We start from the raw sequence: 21886 nt of genomic DNA, 5'->3' as shown, positions 1-21886 counted from the left end.
AATAAACGAAAAAAAATGATTGCTTATTATATTTTTTGGCTAAGAAAGTGTTAAAGACCTATAAAATCTATACTTTTTTGCACTATTTTCTCAAGGTGTTTTGATAAATTGTTGTTTTGCCAGGGATGTTTTACACCAAAGATATGATCTGCTCCTTCTACTATGAATAGTTGGCTATTGACGCTCCAGGCGTGTATATTTTCACTTTCCTGCACATCAACTGTCGGATCACTTGTACCATGAACAATTAAATGTGGTATTTTAATTTTTTTAGCTGCATTAGCGATGGTTAATCTATCTTCATTCTCGATAAAAGATGTATAAAACTGAAAATAATGTGGCATTTGTTGTTTGGTTCTTCCGTTTTCGATATACATTATCCCATTCTTCTTCCAATATTCAAAGGTTTCTCCTTTTGGAAATCGATTTTTATAATCAGAAACACTCGCCCATGTTATTAACTTTGTGACTCTCTTATCTTCTACAGCTTTAATAGTTACAATTCCACCACCACGAGAATGCCCTATCAAAGAAATGTTTGAGGTGTTAATTTCATTTTTAAATTTAAAATCCGGAGAGGTAGCCCAATCTATAATTGTCTCTAGGTCATCTAATTCTTTGATATAATTATTATTACCAAAAGCTTCCAGATCAGGAAAATCAATAGGTTGTTTTGTAGTACCTCCGTTATGCGAGAAATTAAATTTTATAAAGAAAAACCCAGCATTGGCAAAAGTTTCTGCCACCAAATCCCAAGCTCCCCAATCTTTAAAACCTTTATACCCATGACAAAAAATAACAATAGGTTTTTGTAATTCATTATTAGTATAAAAAACATCTGCCAAAATTGATTTTTGATGTCTTCCTGTTACTATTATATTTTTGCTTTTGGCCATCATAATTTTAAGTGTAAAGTTTAGTACCTACTCTATTGTCTCTCAGCTATACTTCTTTTTCAATAAATGGGGTTTCAATATCAAAAATTTCCAGGATCAGTTTTTTTAACTGTAGCAGGTAATCATCAAACACCGCATTGGTAATTTCGTAATTTGCCTTCCCTCTTATGCTTTCTTTTGTTCCAAACTTAAGAAACCCTTCCTGAAGATTCTTAAATGAAATTATACCTGCTTGAAAAGCTTCTGAAATTGGATTTTCATTATGCTGCATATATGCATACGCCAAAACCTGGATTACTTTGCTGTATTTATATTCATCGGTAATTATATCCCAATCCATAATAACGACATCATTTCGACCTACTCTTCCTGTCTTATAATCTATTATCCTTACTTGCCCATCTAGCTCATCAATACGATCTACTTTTCCTTTAATATAAATAGGAAAATCCAATTCGGGGATTTTTAATTTTGTTTTTAGATTACTTTCTATAGACAGAATCTTTAATCGAGCTCCACTCTTTATTAGTTTCTCTTCGGCTTTCAGGAAATTATACACATACTGCTTAGCTACTTCAAAAATCAAAAGATTTTTACCTTGTGTGATATTGAGTTTTGTATATTCTTGTTTAAACTGATCCCGAAGTTCGATATCAATTTGACTTCTCATCTTATTGATATCTTCTATAGTAAGAAATTTACCTTCTAATGGCTTATAAAAAGTTTCGAGTGTGTTATGAATAACTGTTCCCAAAGTATTTGCAGCAATAGTTTCTTCTACTTGTTCGGTTTCTGTAACGCCTAAAACATATTTATAATAGAAATCCATTGGGTTCCTTATATAAGCAGTTAGTGCAGAAGGGGATAATCCATAAGCACTTAACTCTTTTAACTTTAGTAAAACAGTTTCATTTTTCTTTATCTGTAATGGCTCGTTAGTTAACATAGGCACTTCTGCCGACACCACATATTTTGTGAGTTTATGTTTTGGTCTTTTGTCAATATCCAACTGAAGTAGAAATCTGCTCTTTTCTCCACCACCTACTCCTTCGTCTTCTGTATTGTACAGCAGATATACTTTTTTAGCCCTTTGGATCAATCTATAAAAGTGATACGTATAGATAGCGTCTTTTTCTTTATATGTAGGGAGATTGTATGCTCTTTTCAGATCATAAGGAATAAAAGAATTCATGCTTTTCCCAGCAGGTAAAACTCCTTCATTAACTGAAGTGATAATAACAGTTTCAAAATCAAGACATCGGGATTCTAACATTCCCATGAGTTGTAATCCACTAAATGGTTCACCAGAAAAATCGAGTGTCTCAGACATCATAATATCTTTATACAATGTATATAAAGATCCAATCGTTTCTAGATATTGATAGCTATTATGTAGTGTAAAAACTTTATTAAAAACTAAATGGAAATGGTATACATATTCTAATTCTAACTCATCATTTTTCTTATCGAGATTATTCTTGAGTAATAGTATTATTTTTCTACAATTTTCTAAGGCTGTGGTAACATCTTTCCAAGGTTCAAATAGTAATGCAAGAGTTTGTTTTTCTTTATCCGAAGCTTCCTCCTGTAGCTTATCTAATGTTATGTAAACGATATTTTCTTTAGAAATGGTATTAATCAATCGTGTTGCTTCAAACCCTAATATTCTATATGCTGGTAGGCTATTTAAAATTTCTAATACTAATTTATAATAGAACCCTTTGGAGTTAGAATTCTTATGAATCCCAAATAACAGTTCAAAAAATGCAGCTATGGGAACTTCTTTAAGAGGTAGTCCCATTGTAATATTTAGGGCTTCTATTGTATTAGGTAATGAATTGAGTAAGGGCTGTAGTAGCGTTTCGTCTGCAAGTACCAAAGCTGTTTTTTCGATCTCGGACTTGGGTATCGAAGTCAATATTTGGCCGATAGATTTTGCTTGCCCAATATTTTTAGGCACTCCTATTAGAGTGATGTCTTTTTCTTCAGAAAAATTGTTTTGTACCCATTGAAATGGATTCTTTTTATAATACCCCCATTGATTTTTATATGTTCGTAAGAATAAAGACGCTTCGTGGTAGGTGTTCTCCACAAAAAACTTGTCCGCATCCCAGTATACCTGAGCAATATCAGCCTCTAAGAGTGATTGAAAAATGATCTGTTCTGCATTATTAAGTGCATTAAATCCTACCAGAATATGTGTTCTATTTTCGGTATTAATATACGCTTGGATATCTTCTGATGCTTTTCTGTACAACAATCCTTGATATCCTATTTTTTTGGAAAGCAATTTATTTTTAAAATTGTCATAGTAATCCATTAGGTTTTCCCAAAACCTAATATAATTTTTAACCAATTCGGTTTTTTCTTTTTGTAAATACCAATGGTTTAAGTCTTGTATTCCTGATAAATAAGAAAAAAAGCTCTGATGATCTATACAATACCTGTCGATTTCATTAAAATCATAGATCAAGGTCTGGGCCCAATTACTAAAGGTTTCAAAATCTTCTTTTTCTAGGTGAGTATGAGTGTTTAGGTATGTTTCATAAAACTCAAATAATGTCTGAACATTATCAATTTGTTGCAATCCTGATAGTCGAACAATAAATTCTTCAATACTAAGGATCACGGGAGCAAAAAGAGTTTGATCAGGATATGTTTCTAAAAGTTCTTTTTTAAGAAAAAGCCCTGCTCTTTTGCTAGGTACCAGAAAAATTAGATCACTTATTTTTTCTGTAGTGCCTTGCACTTCTAGTATAACATCTTTTAGAAAACTTTTCAAGTATTTATGATTTTATGTGTAAGATATTAAATCTGAAGGCAAACCTGAACCTCTTAAGAAGAATCGATCGTGTTAAGTCAAGATCTTTATTTAATTTTCTAAAAATAAAAAACGTCCCGAAAATTTCGGGACGTTTTTATTATTATGATTGAGAGAGTTTATTCTTATTTTACTAAGTTGATCTCTACACGTCTGTTTTCTTTTCTACCTTTTCTAGTCTTATTAGAAGAGATAGGTCTGTCTTCACCATAACCAACAGCTGATAATCTGAACTGGTCGATACCATTTTCTGTCAAGTAGTTCTTAACAGAATTTGCTCTAGAATCAGATAATCTTTGATTAAGTTTAGCACTTCCTACACTATCAGTATGTCCTTCTACAGTAAATTTAGCATTAGGGTACTCTTTTAATATCGCTATGATATCAGCAAGTGCTTGATTAGACTCTGATTTAATGGTAGATTTACCAGAATCAAACAAGATAGTTTTTGCATAGTTATTAAGAGTCTTCTGTACTTCTTCAGTTACTTCTGGACAACCATTGTTAGCAACAGTACCAGCAACGTCAGGACAGTTATCATCTTTATCTAATACACCATCACCATCTTTATCTTGGTAAGGACATCCATTATTAGCAGCTGGTCCAGCTTCATTAGGACAACCATCTTTACCATCAGCGATTCCATCACCGTCAGCATCAGGACATCCATTAAGAGCAGGTAATCCAGCTTCAGTAGGACACTCATCTTTAGGATCTGGAACTCCGTCACCGTCAGTATCAGGACATCCATTAAATTCAGCAGTACCTGCAGTATCAGGACACTCATCTTTAGCATCAGTGATTCCATCACCATCAGTATCAGGACATCCGTTGAATTCTTCTAAACCAGGAACGTCTGGACATTCGTCATCTTTGTCATATATTCCGTCACCGTCAGTATCTTTACCTCCAAATGCGAAAGTAAGTCCTGCAGAATGTTGGAAATGAGTTGGTGGGTAACTACCAGTCTCATAATCTTCAAATACGTGCTTGTAAGTTGTTTGAAGGTTAAACGCTAAGTTTTCAGTTAACCAAAAGTTGAATCCAAGAGAACCGTTTAATGTTCCAGCTCCTTTTTCATCAAGCCAAGTATAACCTCCACCTACACCTAAGTAAGGATCGATCCAACTTGAACCAAATGCTTTCTTAAAGCTGTAGCTAATTCTACCATCTAAGGCATAATAAGATAGGTCATCAACTTTTAAATCTTCTCCTGTGGTAGGATTTTCTCCCCAGTTTTCTATTTTGTTAACCGATCCTGCCGCTGTAAAACTAAAACCATCTCCTATATATCTACCAACAGATAATTTGGAAACAGATGGAAGGATGTTCCAGTGGTCACTAGCATTAAAATATTCATCGAAAATTTCTCCCTGACTGGTAAGGTCTCCCCCAGTAGGAAAGATGTCAACGGCATTAATGCCTATAGAAACCGCCCAAGGATTGTTTTCATCTTGTGCATTCGCCGTACTAAATCCAAGTACAAGTAACGAAGCCACTAAAAATCTGCTAAGATGTTTCATATTCAATAATTTAATTTTTAAGTGTTAATTAGAGCAAATGTAATATGTTAAAAATAACTGTCAAAGATAAATCTAATAAATTTTTCTTAACAGGCCAGCATATATCGCAGCTTTGGAGAGTGTAGTCGTTTTTTCTTACAGTTTTCTAGCCCCAAAAAAAGCAATAATTTTAACCTTATTAGAGAAAAATTAAAGTATCTATCTCAGCAATTACGTTACAATTATAAGATAAAAATACCTTTTATCCTTAAATTTCTTTTAGTAATTATAAAAATGATAGTTTATTTATACATGTTTTAAGGTGATATTATCATTAAAATAAATTAGAATTTTATCTTTTACAGTGTGCCCTATTTTTTCAAGAAGTGATGCATAACCCTGTATTTGCATAGCATGAGAAGCATTATGAACACCTGTTTTATAATCTATTATGGTCGTTAGATTATTTTTATCAATTATTATTCGGTCAGGTCGAAATAATCTTCCGTTAGAAATTATATCTCTTTCATTATGCACTGTATTATCTAAAGAGAAGTATTGAGAAAGCTCTGGGTGGTCTACAATATCCTTTATTTCATCATGAAGTATTTCTTTTTCAGAAATAGTAATTTCTCCTGTTTTGTATGCTTCTTCGACAACTCTTTTCACATCCATATATGTATCTATAGAAGCCATAAGATCATGTATCAAATTTCCTTTTTCTATTGCACTCTGTTGAGATGTATCCCATAGTTTACCAGAATTAGTTACAATATTTACCTTATATTTTCTCGAGGAATCTTCGAATCTAGAAAGTTTAACCACTTTTGGCTTGTCTTCTATATCTGGGTTTATAACCTCTGGTTTTAAAGAATGACCAAAAGTATACTCTGTTTTTTGAGGATTCCATTGATTCAAATGTTTTAGATAAGCAATTAATTTTCCGGAAAAAGTATTTGGGTTACTTTCCCCTTTAGAATTTAATTTCAAATTAGAAACAATATACAGCTGTTCTTTTGCACGAGTAAGCACTACATATAATAGATTAAACGCATCTAATTCTAATTGAGCTTGTCTGTTTAAAACAATTTCTTCTGCAGCTTTACCATACTCAGATATGCCTTTATTATAGTTAATAAACACTTCTTCAAAATTGTCATATTTTTTACTATCCACTGCTAACCATGTTTTGGGTTCTATTTCTTCATAGATATCAATATTAGCATATGGATAAATAACACAGGGAAACTCCAGTCCTTTTGCTTTGTGTATTGTCATGATCTGAATTGCCTGCTCTGTTTCTGGGGCAACAATGCTTAATTTATCTTTTTTGACATGCCAATACGCTAAAAAACCTACAATACCTTCTGTATGTTTTTGAGTAAATGCAAACACAACATCCAGGAAAAATTGTATATATGCTGTAGTTTTATCGGCAAGAGAAAAACTGGCTATAATATATTCTACGGCATCATAAAGAGGTTTTACAGCTACTTTGGCAAGATCAAAATCAAGACCTAGAGTTTTAAGCTCAGAAGAAAATGTATTCTTATTACTGTTTATCATTTTTTCCAGAAATAAATGCTTTTCTCGGATTGAAAACTTCTCGGTCAAAAAATGTAATACGTTGATTTTTGATTGTAGATGGTCGGGTTGTATACACCAGGTAAGGAGATCAATAATAAATATAACTTGAGGAGCATTATTAATTAACAATGTTTCTGAAGAAATTATAGATAGCCCTTTCTGGGTGAGAAGATCTGCTATGACAGCTCCTTCTTTTTGCTTTCTTACGATAACACATATTTCATTGAGAGAGTATCCCTTTTTACTTAGTTCAAGTATAGTTTCATATACTTTCTCGGGATATAAGTTATTCTCCTGAGCTACATTTTTAGCTTCAACAAACGAGATATTAATATATCCATCTTTTTTGGAGTTAACTTCTTGTTTATTACCCAATACGTATAATTCCCGATGTTTTTCATTTTTAAAATCACCAGATAAAAAGGTGAATAGGCTATTATTGAATTTAATAATTTCTTCGTGACTACGATAATTTCTAGGGAGGTTAAGAACTTGTTTTTCTTGTATCGAAAAAGGGTTTTCATCAGAAGATAAATTGATAAATTGTTCTGCTTTCCCTCCTCTCCATCGATAAATTGCTTGTTTTGCATCTCCTACTATGGTAACTTGCCCTCTTTTACCTGTTAACGTTTCTGTTGAAACCGCATTATCAATAAGAGGGATCAAATTACTCCACTGTAATTCTGAGGTATCCTGAAATTCATCAATAAAATAATCTCTATACCGCTCTCCTAAACGTTCGTATATAAACGGAGCTGGCTGATCTTTAATTGCATTACTTATAATCGTATTAAATTCTGATATCAATAGAATTTTTCTTTCCTTTTTGATTCCGATTAACTCCTTATTAATCGCATTTAATACCGAAAGAGGGGTAAGGTTTTTGATAATGTTCTGGAAAAAACCAATTCGTATTAATAATTGCTTTGTTTTTAGAAAGGTTTCTTCTATAGAGGGTCTAATGCTATCGATTATTTCTTTTTTATGAGGATCTAATTTAGCATTATAGAAAGAAGCTTCTTGTATGTTCTGTTTCCAGGCTGCTTTAAAATCTGCTTTCACATCACCTTCTGCAAGTTTTAAAAAATGGTTAGGAATTGAGCTTCGAGTAAAATCTGTATATTCTACTCCCTGAGCCTTTATTAATTGTAAAATTGTATTCGACTCAGAAATAATATCTTTCTTACATTCGGCAACTCTGTGACTCAACTGTTTTTTTAGAATCTCAAAATCAGTAATTGTTTTATGCGAAAGTTTATTGAGATGTTCTCTATCATTTTCACTAAACAACAATCTGGCTATCTTATTAAGTTCTATAGTGATATCCCAACTTTTATCATCCTCAAGCTTGCTGATTGCAAAATCAACAATTAACCTGGTTAACTCTTCATTTAGTCCTATTTTGGCAACTACTGCATCTACAGCTTCTTCAATTAAAGAATCTGTATCCATTTCGATCTCAAAATTCATAGGAATTCCTAAATCATGTGCAAATGTCCTGATTACTCTATGTGTAAACGTATCAATAGTAACAACATCAAATGCCGCATAATTATGAAGAATACTTCTAAGAATTCGTTTTGCTTTTTGTTTAAGTTCGAGCTCAGGAATTTTGGTCTCTGCACTTAATTCATTTAGTAAACCCTGATGTTTTGATGAAGTATCAAGAGCACTAATAGCAACAAGGTTTTCTAATATTCTGGATTTCATCTCGGCAACTGCTTTATTTGTAAAAGTAATTGCCAAGATATTCTTATAACTATCCCTAAACTCTCCTTTTAAAAGAGCAATTAAATATGCCTTTACCAAAGTATAGGTTTTACCGGCACCAGCAGCAGCATTATAAACAATAAAAGCAGTAGTCGAATTCAATTCTTTTTTTTACTAAAATACTAAAACCCGAAAATCTTATACCATCGATTTCTATAAAATTATAATAACAAAAAGATTGTTTTTACTATCCTATGTGTTTTAATTAATTTATAACAATTATAAATTTTTATTCATCATTTGAATTGTTAAATTTGATGTCGCTTTTATTTTTTATTAATTAAAATAATAACATATGTCATTCGAATTACCAAAATTAAACTACGCTTTTGATGCGTTAGAACCTCATATAGATGCTCGTACCATGGAAATTCATCATGATAAACATCATGCTGGATATACTAGTAAATTAAATGCCGCAATTGAAGGAACTGATCTTGAGGGTAAAACCATTGAAAATATTCTTATTAATCTAGATATGTCAAACGGTGCTGTTAGAAATAACGGTGGTGGATATTATAATCATAATTTATTTTGGGAGATAATGTCACCTAATGGTGGAGAAAGACCTTCTGGTGAGATTGCAGATGCAATTAATGCTGCATATGGATCTTTTGATGCTTTTAAAGAAGCATTCTCAAAAGCAGCTGGGACTAGATTTGGATCTGGATGGGCTTGGCTATGTGTACATCAAGGAGGGAAAGTAGAAATCTGCTCTACACCTAATCAAGATAATCCTTTAATGCCCGGTATTGGATGCGGAGGAACTCCTATCCTTGCACTAGATGTTTGGGAACATGCATATTATTTAAACTATCAAAACCGTCGTCCGGATTATGTTTCAGCATTTTTTAATGTAATTGACTGGAACGAAGTGGCAAGCCGATATGCTCAAGGAAAATAATAATTTACCTCTATAAACCATCAAGTAATCTGATTATTTGATGGTTTTCTATTTTCATATTAGTATTTCTATGTTTGAAATATGTTTAGATTTAGCTTCCTGCTGAACAAATGCAATTCTTCCTTCATTTAATACGTTTAAGATAATACTTAACTCTTAAACCATATTAACATGAAAACTTTTTTAAAACCTTTCGTTATTATTCCGTGTGTTTTCTTCTTTGTGTTTTCTTCTTTTGCGCAACACACTTTTTCAATTGTAGCAGTTGATCCTATTACCGGAGAGATTGGTAGTGCCGGTGCAACCTGTATCGCATCAGAAGATGGTGCTCAGGATATTAGTGCTATTGTTTTGGGTATTGGTGCTATTCATACTCAATCCGCTTGGGATCCAAGAAATCAAGCTAATGCTACAAAACGTATGAAGGCGGGGGATTCTCCTGCACAAATCATTAATTGGCTTGTAGCTAACGATGTGAACAACAGCCCATCTGCAAGACAATACAATATTGTGGACCTTAATAATGGTTGCCCAAGAAGTGCTGCTTATACAGGACCTAACTGCTTCAAAGAATTTATACACATTACAGGACCAAACTATGCAATTGCCGGAAATATTTTGATTTCTGAAGATGTTGTTAAAGATATGGAAACTGCTTTTCTCAATTGCTATGGTTCATTGGCAGATAAACTCATGGCCGCCTTACAAGGAGCAAAAAGACCTGGAGCTGATTCTCGTTGTTTAAATGATGGTATAAGTTCGGCTTCGGCATTTATACGAGTAGCAGACCCCAGTGACACAGATAGCTCTTATGGAAACCTATCGTTGGATTTAAATGTATGGATTACAACATCTATTTTTGAACCTATTGATGCTCTTCAAAATGCTTATAATGCTACATCAAAAAAATCGAATTACTCTTACGACACTTCTTCCAATATAATTGTCTTTCCAAATCCTTCTAATTCTGAAGATACTATCATTATAAAAAGTAAAGAAACCATAATAACATCATATGAAATACTTAATGCATTTGGAAAAGTTATTGATAAAAGAACTACTATGTTACCAAAAAACAATGTTTATTTAGATGCTTTTAATCATCCAAAAGGTATTTATTTTGTAAATATTTATAATGGTGATAAAAAAATAGGAAGTAAAAAGATACTAATTGAATAATATTTTAGGGTAGTATATCACTTCAATTGTGAGGTAATATTTTTATATCTTTTTAATCAAAATTATTAGAAAATAAAAAAAGGTGGAAGAACCACCTTTTTTTGCCCCAAATCTACCATGAACTTAACCTACTTATGCTATGGCTTTGCTAATATAGAACGTTATTTCATAGTGAAAAAATGTTTTAGACGAAAGGTCAAAATAATTGTTGAAATACACAAATTAACCCTTTTTAACAACAAACATTTTTGTTTTTTTAATAAGCTCTTTCATTTTTACCTTCAAAGAAATTTATAAAAGCCTTATTTACAACTCTGTTTCCTCCTATAGTTGGATAATCTCCTGTAAAATACCAATCTCCAAGGTTCTTAGGACAGGCCTTATGAAGGTTATCAACGGTCTGATAAATAATCTTTACATCAGCTTTTACCGATTTATCACTTAACAATTCTGATATTTTATCACTTACTTCCTGATCAGAAAATCCACTATAGATTTCTTTTACAAAATTTTGCACCTCTGAGTCTACCAGATTTTCTTGAGCTTTACATTTTTCATAAACCTGCTCTACCAAATCATAATTCCCATTTTCTTTTAAAAGTTCTAATGCTGCCTGAAATGCAATTAAACCTTCTAATCTTGCCATATCAATTCCGTAACAATCAGGATAACGAATTTGCGGTGCCGAAGAAACAATAACGATTTTCTTTGGCTTCAATCTATCCATCATCTTGATAATACTCTTCTTCAGTGTTGTTCCTCTAACGATACTATCATCAATTATGACTAAATTATCCTCTTGTTTTACTACACCATAAGTTACATCATAGACATGAGCTACCAAATCATCTCTACTACTATCTTCTGTAATAAAAGTACGAAGCTTAGCATCTTTGATTGCAATTTTCTCTGTTCTTAATCTGTAGGAGAGAATTTCTGATAGACGTTCATCTGTTAATGTTTCTTTTTCAGAAAGTATAGTTTCATTCTTCTGCTTATTTAATTCATCCTGAGCAGCTTCAACCATACCGTAGAAAGAAGTTTCGGCTGTATTCGGAATAAAAGAAAAAACAGTATTTACTGTATCATGACTAATTTCTTTTAAGACCTGAGGCATAATCAACCTTCCTAAACTCTTTCTTTCCTCATAAATCTCAGCATCACTTCCACGTGAAAAATAAATACGCTCAAAAGAACATGCTTTCCGTTCTAGTGGATCAATAATTCTATCTATAGAAGTATCTCCATTCTTTTTGACGATAATTGCTTTTCCCGGATCAAGTTCTAATACATCATCAAAAGCAACATTAAATACTGTTTGAATAACAGGCCTTTCTGATGCTACAACTACCACTTCATCATCTTTATAATAGTATGTCGGTCTGATTCCTGCAGGATCTCTTAAAACAAAAGCATCACCATGCCCAAGCATTCCTGCCATCGCATAACCTCCATCCCAATCTCTAGATGATTTTTTAAGGATTTTAGCGACATTTAATCGTTCTGCAATTTGTGGAGAGGCTTCATTTTTATTAAACCCTTCTTTCTTTAATTTCTTATATAACTTAGCTACTTCAGAATCCAAAAAGTGGCCGATTTTCTCCATTACAGTAACGGTATCTACCTTATCTTTTGGGTGCTGTCCTAATCTTACAAGATTATTGAACAACACATCATTGTTAGTCATGTTGAAGTTACCTGCTACGATAAGATTACGATGCATCCAATTGTTCTGTCTTAAAAAAGGATGAACACTCTCTACACTATTCTTGCCAAATGTCCCGTAACGTACATGTCCCAAAAGCACTTCTCCTATATAAGGAATATTTTTTTTCTGTAGTTCGACATCATCAGTGTATTCTGGATGATCCACCAATTCTTTATTAATTCTATCATTAATCTGAGAAAAAATATCTTGTATTGGCTGTGACTCACTAGATCGAACCCTACTTATATATCGTTCACCAGGAGCCGTATCTAATTTAATGCTTGCAAATCCAGCACCATCCTGACCGCGATTATGTTGTTTTTCCATCATTAGATACATTTTATTTACTCCATAAAATGCACTACCGTATTTTTCCTTATAATACTCTAATGGTTTTAGTAATCTGATAAATGCTATACCGCATTCGTGTTTTAACGCATCACTCATTGTATTCCAAAATTCTAAATGTTGTTGTGTTAATCATAATTAAAAAAGCCCCAAACAATTACTTTAGGGCTATACTTTATATCAAGACAATTCTATCTCGAATTGTGTTAACTCTCTAAACTGCTGAAGTCGCTTCTGGACCTCCTCACGATTTAAATTCTCCATTCGCTCTGTACCAAATTTCTCTACACAAAAAGAAGCGAGGTTTGAAGCATGGATAATTGCTTTTTTCATATTCTCAAATGAAATATCATCTGTCTTGGTTAGATATCCCGAAAAACCTCCTGCAAATGTATCTCCAGCGCCGGTAGGATCAAAAACTTCTTCTAATGGTAGTGCAGGAGCAAAGAAAATCTGTTCTTTATGAAATAATAAAGCACCATGTTCTCCTTTTTTAATCACAATATATTTTGGGCCCATCTTTTCGATTGCTCTGGCTGCTTTTACCAAAGAATATTCTCCGCTTAATTGTCTAGCCTCTTCATCATTGATAGTAATTACATCTACTTTTGAAATTACTTTTAGAAGATCTCCTAAAAAAGCATCTTCCATCCAAAAATTCATAGTATCTAATATCGTAAGTTTTGGGGTAGTCGTGAGTTGTTCTAAAACACCAAGTTGTACTAACGGGTTTAGATTTCCTAGCATCACAATGTCTGCATCTTTGTAATTATCAGGAACCACAGGATTAAAATCAGCAAGTACATTAAGTTGCGTATCTAATGTATCTCTTGAATTTAAATCATTATGATATCGACCACTCCAGAAAAAAGTCTTTCCTCCTTTTACGATTTCTACAGCAGAAGTGTCAATATTTTTTTTCTGAAGGAGAGAAAGATAATCCAAAGGGAAATCTTCTCCAACTACAGAGACAACTGCTGAAGAAACATTGAAATTTGAGGCAGAAAGCGCAATATAAGGCGCTGCTCCTCCTAATATCTTATCTGTTTTACCAAAAGGGGTTTCAATAGCATCAAAGGCGATAGAACCTACAATAAGTAATTTACTCATACAACTAGCGTTATAATTTTTTGCAAATATACGTTTTACTTTTAAGTACCAAGAAGATTAATACAAAGGTTATTTCCTGTTAGAATCTACAAGTATTTTTCTTTATGATTTTACTTGCTATTTGATAAATTTAAATCAAGAAATCTAAATTTTAGTAATTATTACAGAAATGGTAAGCACACAATACTCCTTTTACAGGTTGGTATATGATTTTAGGTTTTGCTGATTTAACAACAACACCCTATAAATCAAAATTTTAACTCTTTATTTTATGTATTGAAAATAATGTTGAATTATGCCAGATAATTTATGAAAATCGCAATTTTTTGGTGCGAAAATTTAAAAAAAACTATAATTTCCGAAAAAAAAATTTAAAAAATGCTAAAATAATCTTAAAAAATTACCGTTATTTACCCAATACAAACTCAAACTTATAATTAATTATGAAAAAATTAAATTTAGCTAAACTCGTTTTAGTTACATCGCTTTCGGTTTTATTATTCAACTGTGAAAAAGATTCTGAAGACATTATCGAAACAAATCAACATGCAGATGCAAAAGCTGCTCATGTATGTATCGAAAAATGGAATACTAACGAGAATGATTCAAAAGCTGCTAGTGTTAAAGCAAAGGAATGGCAAGCTGGTCAAACTATTCGAGTGAAATTCTTAAATGGTAATAATTTTGTACAATCCAAAGTTAAGCAATATGCTGTAGCGTGGGAAAGTCATGCAAATATTAAATTTGAATGGGTTTCTTCAAACAGCAGTGCTAACATCAAAATTGGTTTTAAAGAAGGTCAATTTGCAAACGACGGTGGATCTTGGTCTTATTTAGGAACTGATTCTAATGACCATGCACATAGTATGCATTTTGGATGGTTTAACAACAACACTTCTGATACAGAGTTTAGAAGAACTACAATTCACGAATTTGGACATGCTCTTGGTTTGATTCACGAACATCAAAATCCTGTAGCTGGAATTAACTGGGATAAAGAGGCAGTTTATGCATACTATGCCGGACCACCAAACAACTGGAGTAGAGCACAGGTAGATAACAACCTGTTTAGACGTTATGACGCAAATATTTCTAACTACAGTGCATATGATCCATTATCAATAATGCATTACCCTATTCCTGCAGCACATACTACAGATGGTGTTGCCGTAGGAAGTAATACTCAATTATCTGCAACAGATAAATCTTTTATAGCTACTATATATCCTGGTTCTAATACTGGTGGTGGTAACTGTGATGGTGTAGCTGCATATAATAGTAACACTTCTTATTCTACTGGAGATAAAGTAACATATAATGGAGATTTATACCAAAAAACTGCTACTTCATGGAATAACCTTGGAGCTTGTGATAGCGCTCCTAGTACTGATATTTGTGCTGGTGTATCTGCATATAACAGTAGCACTTCTTATTCTACTGGAGATAAAGTAACATATAACGGTACTTTATACCAAAAAACTGCAACATCATGGAATAATCTTGGAGCATGTGGTAACTAAAATAAAGTAATCACAAACCTAGTTTGTTCAATACATTAGATTAAAAAATCTTATTTATATAAAAATGCTCCGGTATTCTTCCGGAGCATTTTGCATATACATTATTATCCTAAAAAATCTTTTTAAAGCTATTTTCTACCAAAATCTGCAGGTATTTCTCCCCATGCTTTGGTTTCCCATTTTACAATTGTAGTCATATATGTATTTTCTTTGAGCCATTGTGTTGCTCTATCTACCAAATCAAAGACTTCTTTGTTTTTTGCAGTTCGTTTCAGCTTTGTTCTACATGTCTTTTGTTTTACCCATCCTATTGCTATTTTAGAATCAGAATAAATAATACGATCACTATTTTTCTTTTTAAGATATGCAAGACCATGCACAAGTGCCAAAAACTCTCCTATATTATTTGTACCCTGTCTAAAAGGCCCCTGGTGAAAAAGCTGTTTTTCGGTTTGGGTATCTACTCCCCTGTATTCCATCTTACCAGGATTACCACTAGAAGCAGCATCTACTGCTATAGAATACAAATTAGGTTCTCCTATTTTTGATAATTGTGCTGCAGTAAGTATTTTTTTAGGTTTACTCTTCCCTTTATAGTCCTCATAATCTCCATTATATGCTTTTTTTGCAATATCAAAAGAATCAAAAGATTTATACTTTGCATTGGCATATCCCTTAACAGCCGCTTTACAATCATTCCACTTGGTGTAAATCCCAGGCGTATGTCCTTCCCAAACCACATAAAATTTTTCTTTCTTAGCCATTCTTATTAGTTGATCATTGTTGGTTGATAGAAATTTTTCTTTTTAAACGGTTTTTTGCGTTAGGGATAGTAGTGAAAATACCGCATCCCGAGTATTCGGGAGAGGAATTGTAACGTATAGCCCGCTCGAACGCTATAATAAACAACTATATTAATAGTATTCTACAATATTCCTTCCGTTTCTAACTAGTAAGCACACTACTCATTACTTTTTTTATTAGCAAAAAGCAGTTCTTCTATAACGATTGGAAAATATTTATATTCTAATTTATGGATTGCCTGTGCTACATCATCGGCAGAATCTCCTTCAGAAATTGATGTTTTAGCCTGAAAAACTATCGCTCCCTCGTCATAATGTTCGTTTACATAATGGATTGTAATGCCACTTTCTTTTTCTTTATTTCTAACTACAGCTTCATGTACATGGTGCCCATACATTCCTTTTCCACCATATTTTGGTAATAATGCAGGATGAACATTTATCACCTTATCAGGGAAGGTCTCGATGATTTTTTTAGGAAAAATCCATAAGAACCCAGCTAGTACAATAATGTCAGGTTTGGCATCTTTTAAGATATTAAGCACCTCATTTGTGTCATAAAATGACTCTTTGTCAAAGTGTAACGCCTTTACTTTCAGGGCGTGAGCTCTTTTTAATACTTTGGCACGCAGGTTGTTAGAGAACACATGTGTAACCTCGGCAATTTTTCGCTCGTGGAAGTACTTAATTATATTTTCGGCATTGGTACCTGAGCCGGAAGCAAAAATTATAATACGCTTCATAGTATGATAAAGTTGTTAATTAGAGAGCACAAAAAAAATAATTATTATTCAATTTTAGGCAGCAAAAAGGCAATACTTCGCTATATTTGATAAAATACAAATACATTTTTATGGGATTGTGGGGTTTTAAAATAAAGTTTTTTATTTTTGCCACCTAATTAAAAAATTAAAATTAAACATTATGTCAGACATTGCATCAAGAGTAAAAGCGATAATCGTTGACAAATTAGGAGTAGACGAAAACGAAGTTGTAAATGAAGCTAGTTTCACAAACGATTTAGGCGCTGATTCATTAGACACTGTAGAATTGATTATGGAATTCGAAAAAGAATTCGATATTCAGATTCCAGACGATCAAGCTGAAAACATCGCAACAGTAGGTCAAGCAATATCTTATATTGAAGACGCAAAGTAATAACTTCACGACAAAATATGAATCTTAAGCGAGTTGTAGTCACAGGACTAGGTGCATTAACACCTATAGGTAACAATATTGATGAATATTGGGATGGATTAGTAAATGGAAAAAGCGGTTGTGCCCCCATTACTTATTTCGATACCGAAAATTTCAAGACTAAATTTGCTTGCGAAGTCAAAAATTATTCTCCCACAGACTATTTTGATAGAAAAGAAGCACGAAAACTTGATAAATTCGCGCAGTATGCTATTGTATCTTCTGAAGAAGCTATAAAAGATGCTGCTATTGACCTAGAAAAGGTTGATAAATTTAGAGTTGGTGTGATCTGGGGTGCAGGAATTGGCGGAATAGAAACTTTTCAGGAAGAAGTAATTGGCTATGCCAATGGAAATGGAACACCTCGTTTCAATCCTTTCTTTATCCCGAAAATGATCGCCGATATTGCTCCTGGTCATATTTCTATCCGAAATGGTTTTATGGGACCTAACTATACCACAGTTTCTGCTTGTGCTTCTTCTGCAAATGCAATGATCGATGCTCTAAACTATATTCGTTTGGGCCATTGTGATATTATCATTACAGGAGGAAGTGAAGCTGCTGTTACTATAGCTGGTATGGGAGGATTTAATGCGATGCACGCTTTGTCTACAAGAAATGAAAGTCCGGAAACTGCCTCCAGACCATTTGACGCAACCAGAGATGGTTTCGTTCTTGGAGAAGGTAGTGGAGCTCTCATTCTTGAAGAATATGAACACGCAAAAGCACGAGGTGCTAAAATCTATGCCGAAGTCGTTGGTGGTGGAATGTCTAGTGATGCATATCACATGACAGCTCCGCATCCAGATGGAATAGGTGTAGAACGCGTGATGCTTAATTGTTTAAAAGATGCAGGTATATCACCAGAACAGGTAGACGCTATAAACACTCATGGAACATCCACTCCATTAGGAGATGTTGCAGAATTGAAAGCTATTACCAAGGTTTTTGGAGATCATGCACCTAACATCAATATCAATTCAACGAAATCTATGACAGGACACTTACTTGGTGCAGCTGGAGCTATAGAAGCTATTTCTTCTATTTTGGCTATGCAAAAAAGTATAGTACCTCCTACTATCAATCACACTACTGTGGATGAAAACATAGATTCTTCATTGAATTTGACATTAAACAAAGCTCAAAAACGTGAAATCACATACGCAATGAGTAATACTTTTGGTTTCGGAGGTCATAATGCTTGTGTGTTATTTAAAAAACTGAACGAATAAATGAATGTTATTCGAAACATACTAAATTCCCGCTCTGAAAAGAACGGGAATTTTTTTTCTAAAATTCAGAAAATAGTAAATTTTAAGCCCAAAAACATTAAACCTTACGAAAAAGCATTTACTCATAGGTCATTAAATTTAAAAGACAAAAAAGGAAATGCTGTTAATTTTGAAAGGTTAGAATTTCTTGGTGATGCCATGTTAAGTAGTGTTATCGCAGCCCATTTATTTAAAGAAGTACCTGAAGGCAATGAAGGGTATTTGACTAAAATGAGAGCCAAAGTAGTAAGTAGAAAACATCTTAATGAATTGGGTAAAGATCTTAAACTAATTGAACTGGTGCGAACCAATATTCCTAAATCTCAATTTGGAATAAATATACATGGAAACCTTTTTGAAGCACTAATAGGTGCCATTTACCTGGATCGTGGCTTTGCATATTGCGAACGATTTATTAAAGAAGCTGTAATCAATCCATATGTTGATATCGAAAGCCTCGAAGGACAAATCATTAGTTACAAAAGCTTATTGATAGAATGGTGTCAAAAAGAGAAAAAAGTATTTAGTTACGAAGTATATGAAGATACCGGTAAGGATGAAATGAAACATTTTGCCGTAAAATTATGGATAGATGATAAAGTAGTTGCAAAAGCAAGAGCTACTTCAAAAAAGAAAGCAGAAGAAAAAGCTTCAAAAAGAGCTTATTTTGCATTTCAATCTAAAATAAACATCTAAATAACATTAGAATTTTTCTTATCAAATTAAGCAAAATATACACATACTCGAAAAACTATTTTTTTTATAGTTAAAAGATACTAACTCAATCGTTTTCGTAAAATAACTTTATCTCTAATTAAACTTGTTAGGTGAATTTATTTGTATATTTCGCGTTAAATCGGAAACAAAAAAAATCAAAGTGGCTGTTCAACGGTTAGTATTAGATGCCTTTGCCGATGATGATTATGAACTCATTGCCATTCATTGTTCATTAGCTTCATATCGGTTGGCTTTTTTATTGAATAAAAACCTGAATTTAAAGCTCTATAGAAAAAAAGAAGATATTAATTTTGAGTATAATGATCTCACGGCAAATTTTCCATTGTACCAGTATGATGATCATTTTCAATATAGCACATATAGTCTTATGGGAAATAAATTTCAATCCCAAATAAAATCAGAAAATAAGATTTCTGAAGGGCTGTTTACCACTATAGAGAATACACATACCACAAAATATTTAATTCCAGAATTAAAAAATGTAGATTATTTTCTAAAAATTGAAACTGAAGCATCAAATTTTTCAAGTAAATCTTTACTTATAGACATGCTTACCATTTCACAAATTATAACAGCATATTCTTTAGAATATGCTACACTTAAATCAAAGAACAACCTAATATTCGAATAATGCCAAAACGTAAAAGAACTAAAATAGTCGCTACTCTTGGACCCGCGACAAGTAGTGAAGAGATATTAAAAAAAATGTTGGAAGCAGGTGTAAATGTTTTCAGAATAAATTTTTCTCATGCTGATTATAGTGATGTCAAAGAGCGCATAAAGATTATACGAAAACTAAGTAAAGAACATGGCTACAATGCGTCTATACTAGGAGACTTACAAGGCCCTAAATTGCGTGTAGGTGTTATGAAAAGAGATATTATTGCTAATGATGGTGATGTAATCAATTTTGTAACCGGTAAACCTTTTGAAGGCACTTCTAAAGAGGTCTATATGAATTATGAAAGTTTCCCAAAAGATGTAAAAGCAGGCGAAAGAATATTATTAGACGATGGTAAGTTAATTTTTGAAGTTATTTCTTCTAACAAAAAAGATACGGTTAAGACCAAAGTGATACAAGGAGGCCCTCTAAAATCTAAAAAAGGAGTGAACCTTCCTAATACTAGTATTTCTTTACCGGCACTAACAGAAAAAGATATAAAAGATGCAATTTTTGCATGCGAACAAGGAGTTGATTGGATGGCATTATCTTTTGTGCGTCATGCCCAGGATTTAATACAATTACAAGATCTCATAAAAGAACATAGTGATCATAAAATTCCAATTATTGCTAAAATAGAGAAGCCTGAAGGAGTAGAAAATATTGATAAGATTGTAGCTTATTGCGATGGATTGATGGTGGCAAGAGGAGATCTTGGTGTAGAAATTCCTGCTCAGGAAGTACCTTTAATTCAGAAAAATTTAGTGCTCAAAGCTAAAACTGCCAGAATACCTGTCATTATTGCCACACAGATGATGGAGACAATGATCGATAGCCTTACGCCAACACGTGCCGAGGTAAATGATGTAGCCAACTCTGTAATGGATGGAGCTGATGCCGTTATGCTATCAGGAGAAACTTCTGTAGGGAAATATCCTGTACAGGTGATCGAAACTATGTCTAATATTATTAAAAGTGTAGAAAATTCTGATTTAATAACGGTTCCTCAAAACCCTCCTCACATCAGAACAAATAGATTTATTACAAAATCTATTTGTTATCATGCTGCGCACATGGCAAATGATATTGATGCCAAAGCAATCTGTACTCTTACCAATAGTGGTTATACAGCATTTCAAATTTCTGCATGGAGGCCTGATGCTCATATTCTGGTCTTTACCAGTAATCATAGAATCTTATCTCAGCTTAGCCTCTTATGGGGAGTAAAAGCTTTTTATTATGATAAGTTCGTAAGTACCGATGAAACTGTAGAAGATATTAATAAAATTGCACTGGAACGTGGGTTTGTAGAGCAGGGAGATATGTTGATTAATCTTGCAGCAATGCCTATCACCGCAAAAGGAATGGTAAATACGCTTAGGGTATCGCAAATCTAAGAAATTCCTTCAATAGAATATTTTAAAAAAAGCTTCTCTATACGTGAAGCTTTTTTTATAAAGTTTGCTTTAAAAAGATAGTCTCTAAATCTTCTATTGTAACTGGTTTTATAAGATAATCTTTTACCGTATTAATGCTTTTTGCCCTTTCTATATCTACTGGGTTAATTGAGGAGCTTACAATGTATAGTGTAATTGTTTTTCCGAGTTTGTTTTTGATTTTAGTGAAGTTATCCAAAAATTCCCATCCATCCATTACTGGCATATTTAAATCAAGAAATATTATTTCGGGAATTGTCTTTTTATTTAAATTAGTCAAAATAGCTTCAAAATAATTAAGAGCATCCTTACCATTTTGAAATACCATTAAGTTTTTACAAAGGTTTTTTGCTTCTACAATCCTTTTTACAAGATTTACATACATATTGTCGTCATCAATAATACAAGCTAATCCTATTTTATGACTCATGATCT

Annotated in this window: 17 protein-coding genes; 8 read left to right on the top strand and 9 right to left on the bottom strand. The window is 32.9% G+C overall.

The window, feature by feature from the left end; all coding sequences use genetic code 11:
- Nucleotides 1-50: 50 nt before the first annotated feature.
- The 4 genes from DG435_RS17550 to DG435_RS17535 form a co-directional block, all read right to left on the bottom strand.
- The gene (locus DG435_RS17550; RefSeq protein WP_369872190.1) at nucleotides 51-899 is read right to left on the bottom strand and encodes an alpha/beta hydrolase family protein; all 849 of its coding nucleotides are present in this window, start codon (nucleotides 897-899) and stop codon (nucleotides 51-53) included.
- Between the two features lie 43 nt (nucleotides 900-942).
- Nucleotides 943-3678, bottom strand: coding sequence for a PD-(D/E)XK nuclease family protein (locus DG435_RS17545; RefSeq protein WP_106791836.1), 2736 nt, complete (start codon nucleotides 3676-3678; stop codon nucleotides 943-945).
- A 164-nt stretch (nucleotides 3679-3842) separates the two neighbouring features.
- Nucleotides 3843-5240 (bottom strand): OmpA family protein, encoded by a 1398-nt coding sequence (locus DG435_RS17540; protein ID WP_106791835.1) that lies wholly within the window; start codon nucleotides 5238-5240, stop codon nucleotides 3843-3845.
- Nucleotides 5241-5525: 285 nt separating this feature from the next.
- Entirely contained in the window at nucleotides 5526-8678 is a 3153-nt protein-coding gene (locus tag DG435_RS17535; protein ID WP_106791834.1) for an exodeoxyribonuclease V subunit beta, read from the bottom strand.
- Nucleotides 8679-8871: 193 nt separating this feature from the next.
- Between DG435_RS17535 and DG435_RS17530 the strand changes: the two genes are divergently transcribed.
- Both DG435_RS17530 and DG435_RS17525 read left to right on the top strand, forming a co-directional pair.
- Nucleotides 8872-9480: a superoxide dismutase gene (locus tag DG435_RS17530; RefSeq protein ID WP_106791833.1), complete on the top strand. Its 609-nt coding sequence runs from the start codon at nucleotides 8872-8874 to the stop codon at nucleotides 9478-9480.
- 171 nt (nucleotides 9481-9651) lie between these two features.
- The gene (locus DG435_RS17525) at nucleotides 9652-10659 is read left to right on the top strand and encodes a DUF1028 domain-containing protein (RefSeq protein ID WP_106791832.1); all 1008 of its coding nucleotides are present in this window, start codon (nucleotides 9652-9654) and stop codon (nucleotides 10657-10659) included.
- 256 nt (nucleotides 10660-10915) lie between these two features.
- Here DG435_RS17525 and DG435_RS17520 read toward each other — a convergent pair whose 3' ends face one another.
- Both DG435_RS17520 and DG435_RS17515 read right to left on the bottom strand, forming a co-directional pair.
- A complete protein-coding gene (locus tag DG435_RS17520; RefSeq protein WP_106791831.1) occupies nucleotides 10916-12814 on the bottom strand; it encodes an amidophosphoribosyltransferase in 1899 nt (632 codons plus the stop codon).
- Nucleotides 12815-12895: 81 nt separating this feature from the next.
- Entirely contained in the window at nucleotides 12896-13825 is a 930-nt protein-coding gene (locus DG435_RS17515; RefSeq protein WP_106791830.1) for a PfkB family carbohydrate kinase, read from the bottom strand.
- 443 nt (nucleotides 13826-14268) lie between these two features.
- On the opposite strand from DG435_RS17515, the gene DG435_RS17510 reads away from it, so the two are divergent.
- Entirely contained in the window at nucleotides 14269-15345 is a 1077-nt protein-coding gene (locus DG435_RS17510; RefSeq protein ID WP_106791829.1) for a carbohydrate-binding protein, read from the top strand.
- A 128-nt stretch (nucleotides 15346-15473) separates the two neighbouring features.
- On the opposite strand, the gene DG435_RS17505 is transcribed toward DG435_RS17510, so the two are convergent.
- Together DG435_RS17505 and DG435_RS17500 are read right to left on the bottom strand one after the other, a co-directional pair.
- The gene (locus DG435_RS17505; RefSeq protein WP_106791828.1) at nucleotides 15474-16109 is read right to left on the bottom strand and encodes a viroplasmin family protein; all 636 of its coding nucleotides are present in this window, start codon (nucleotides 16107-16109) and stop codon (nucleotides 15474-15476) included.
- 197 nt (nucleotides 16110-16306) lie between these two features.
- Nucleotides 16307-16891, bottom strand: coding sequence for a phosphoribosylglycinamide formyltransferase (locus tag DG435_RS17500; RefSeq protein WP_106791827.1), 585 nt, complete (start codon nucleotides 16889-16891; stop codon nucleotides 16307-16309).
- A 181-nt stretch (nucleotides 16892-17072) separates the two neighbouring features.
- Here DG435_RS17500 and DG435_RS17495 point away from each other — a divergent pair, with 181 nt between their 5' ends.
- The 5 genes from DG435_RS17495 to pyk all read left to right on the top strand — a co-directional run bounded on the left by DG435_RS17495 (nucleotide 17073) and on the right by pyk (nucleotide 21412).
- The gene (locus DG435_RS17495; protein ID WP_024768509.1) at nucleotides 17073-17306 is read left to right on the top strand and encodes an acyl carrier protein; all 234 of its coding nucleotides are present in this window, start codon (nucleotides 17073-17075) and stop codon (nucleotides 17304-17306) included.
- A gap of 17 nt (nucleotides 17307-17323) precedes the next feature.
- Nucleotides 17324-18577 carry a beta-ketoacyl-ACP synthase II gene (gene fabF, locus DG435_RS17490; protein ID WP_024768510.1) on the top strand — a complete coding sequence of 418 codons (1254 nt, stop codon included), beginning with the start codon at nucleotides 17324-17326 and terminating at the stop codon, nucleotides 18575-18577.
- Nucleotides 18578-19312, top strand: a complete 735-nt coding sequence (rnc, locus tag DG435_RS17485) for a ribonuclease III (protein ID WP_106791826.1) — start codon at nucleotides 18578-18580, stop codon at nucleotides 19310-19312.
- Between the two features lie 181 nt (nucleotides 19313-19493).
- Complete coding sequence (locus tag DG435_RS17480) at nucleotides 19494-19985, top strand: IPExxxVDY family protein (RefSeq protein ID WP_106791884.1); 492 nt, start codon at nucleotides 19494-19496, stop codon at nucleotides 19983-19985.
- Nucleotides 19985-21412 carry a pyruvate kinase gene (gene pyk, locus DG435_RS17475; RefSeq protein ID WP_106791825.1) on the top strand — a complete coding sequence of 476 codons (1428 nt, stop codon included), beginning with the start codon at nucleotides 19985-19987 and terminating at the stop codon, nucleotides 21410-21412. Before DG435_RS17480 ends, pyk begins: the two co-directional genes overlap by 1 nt.
- Nucleotides 21413-21467: 55 nt before the next feature.
- On the opposite strand, the gene DG435_RS17470 is transcribed toward pyk, so the two are convergent.
- Entirely contained in the window at nucleotides 21468-21881 is a 414-nt protein-coding gene (locus DG435_RS17470) for a response regulator (protein WP_106791824.1), read from the bottom strand.
- Nucleotides 21882-21886: the final 5 nt, after the last annotated feature.

The organism is Aquimarina sp. Aq78, assembly GCF_900299525.1.
Lineage (GTDB): Bacteria > Bacteroidota > Bacteroidia > Flavobacteriales > Flavobacteriaceae > Aquimarina.
Note: the sequence above shows the minus strand (reverse complement) of the source record. Positions and strands in the feature narration are given on the sequence as shown.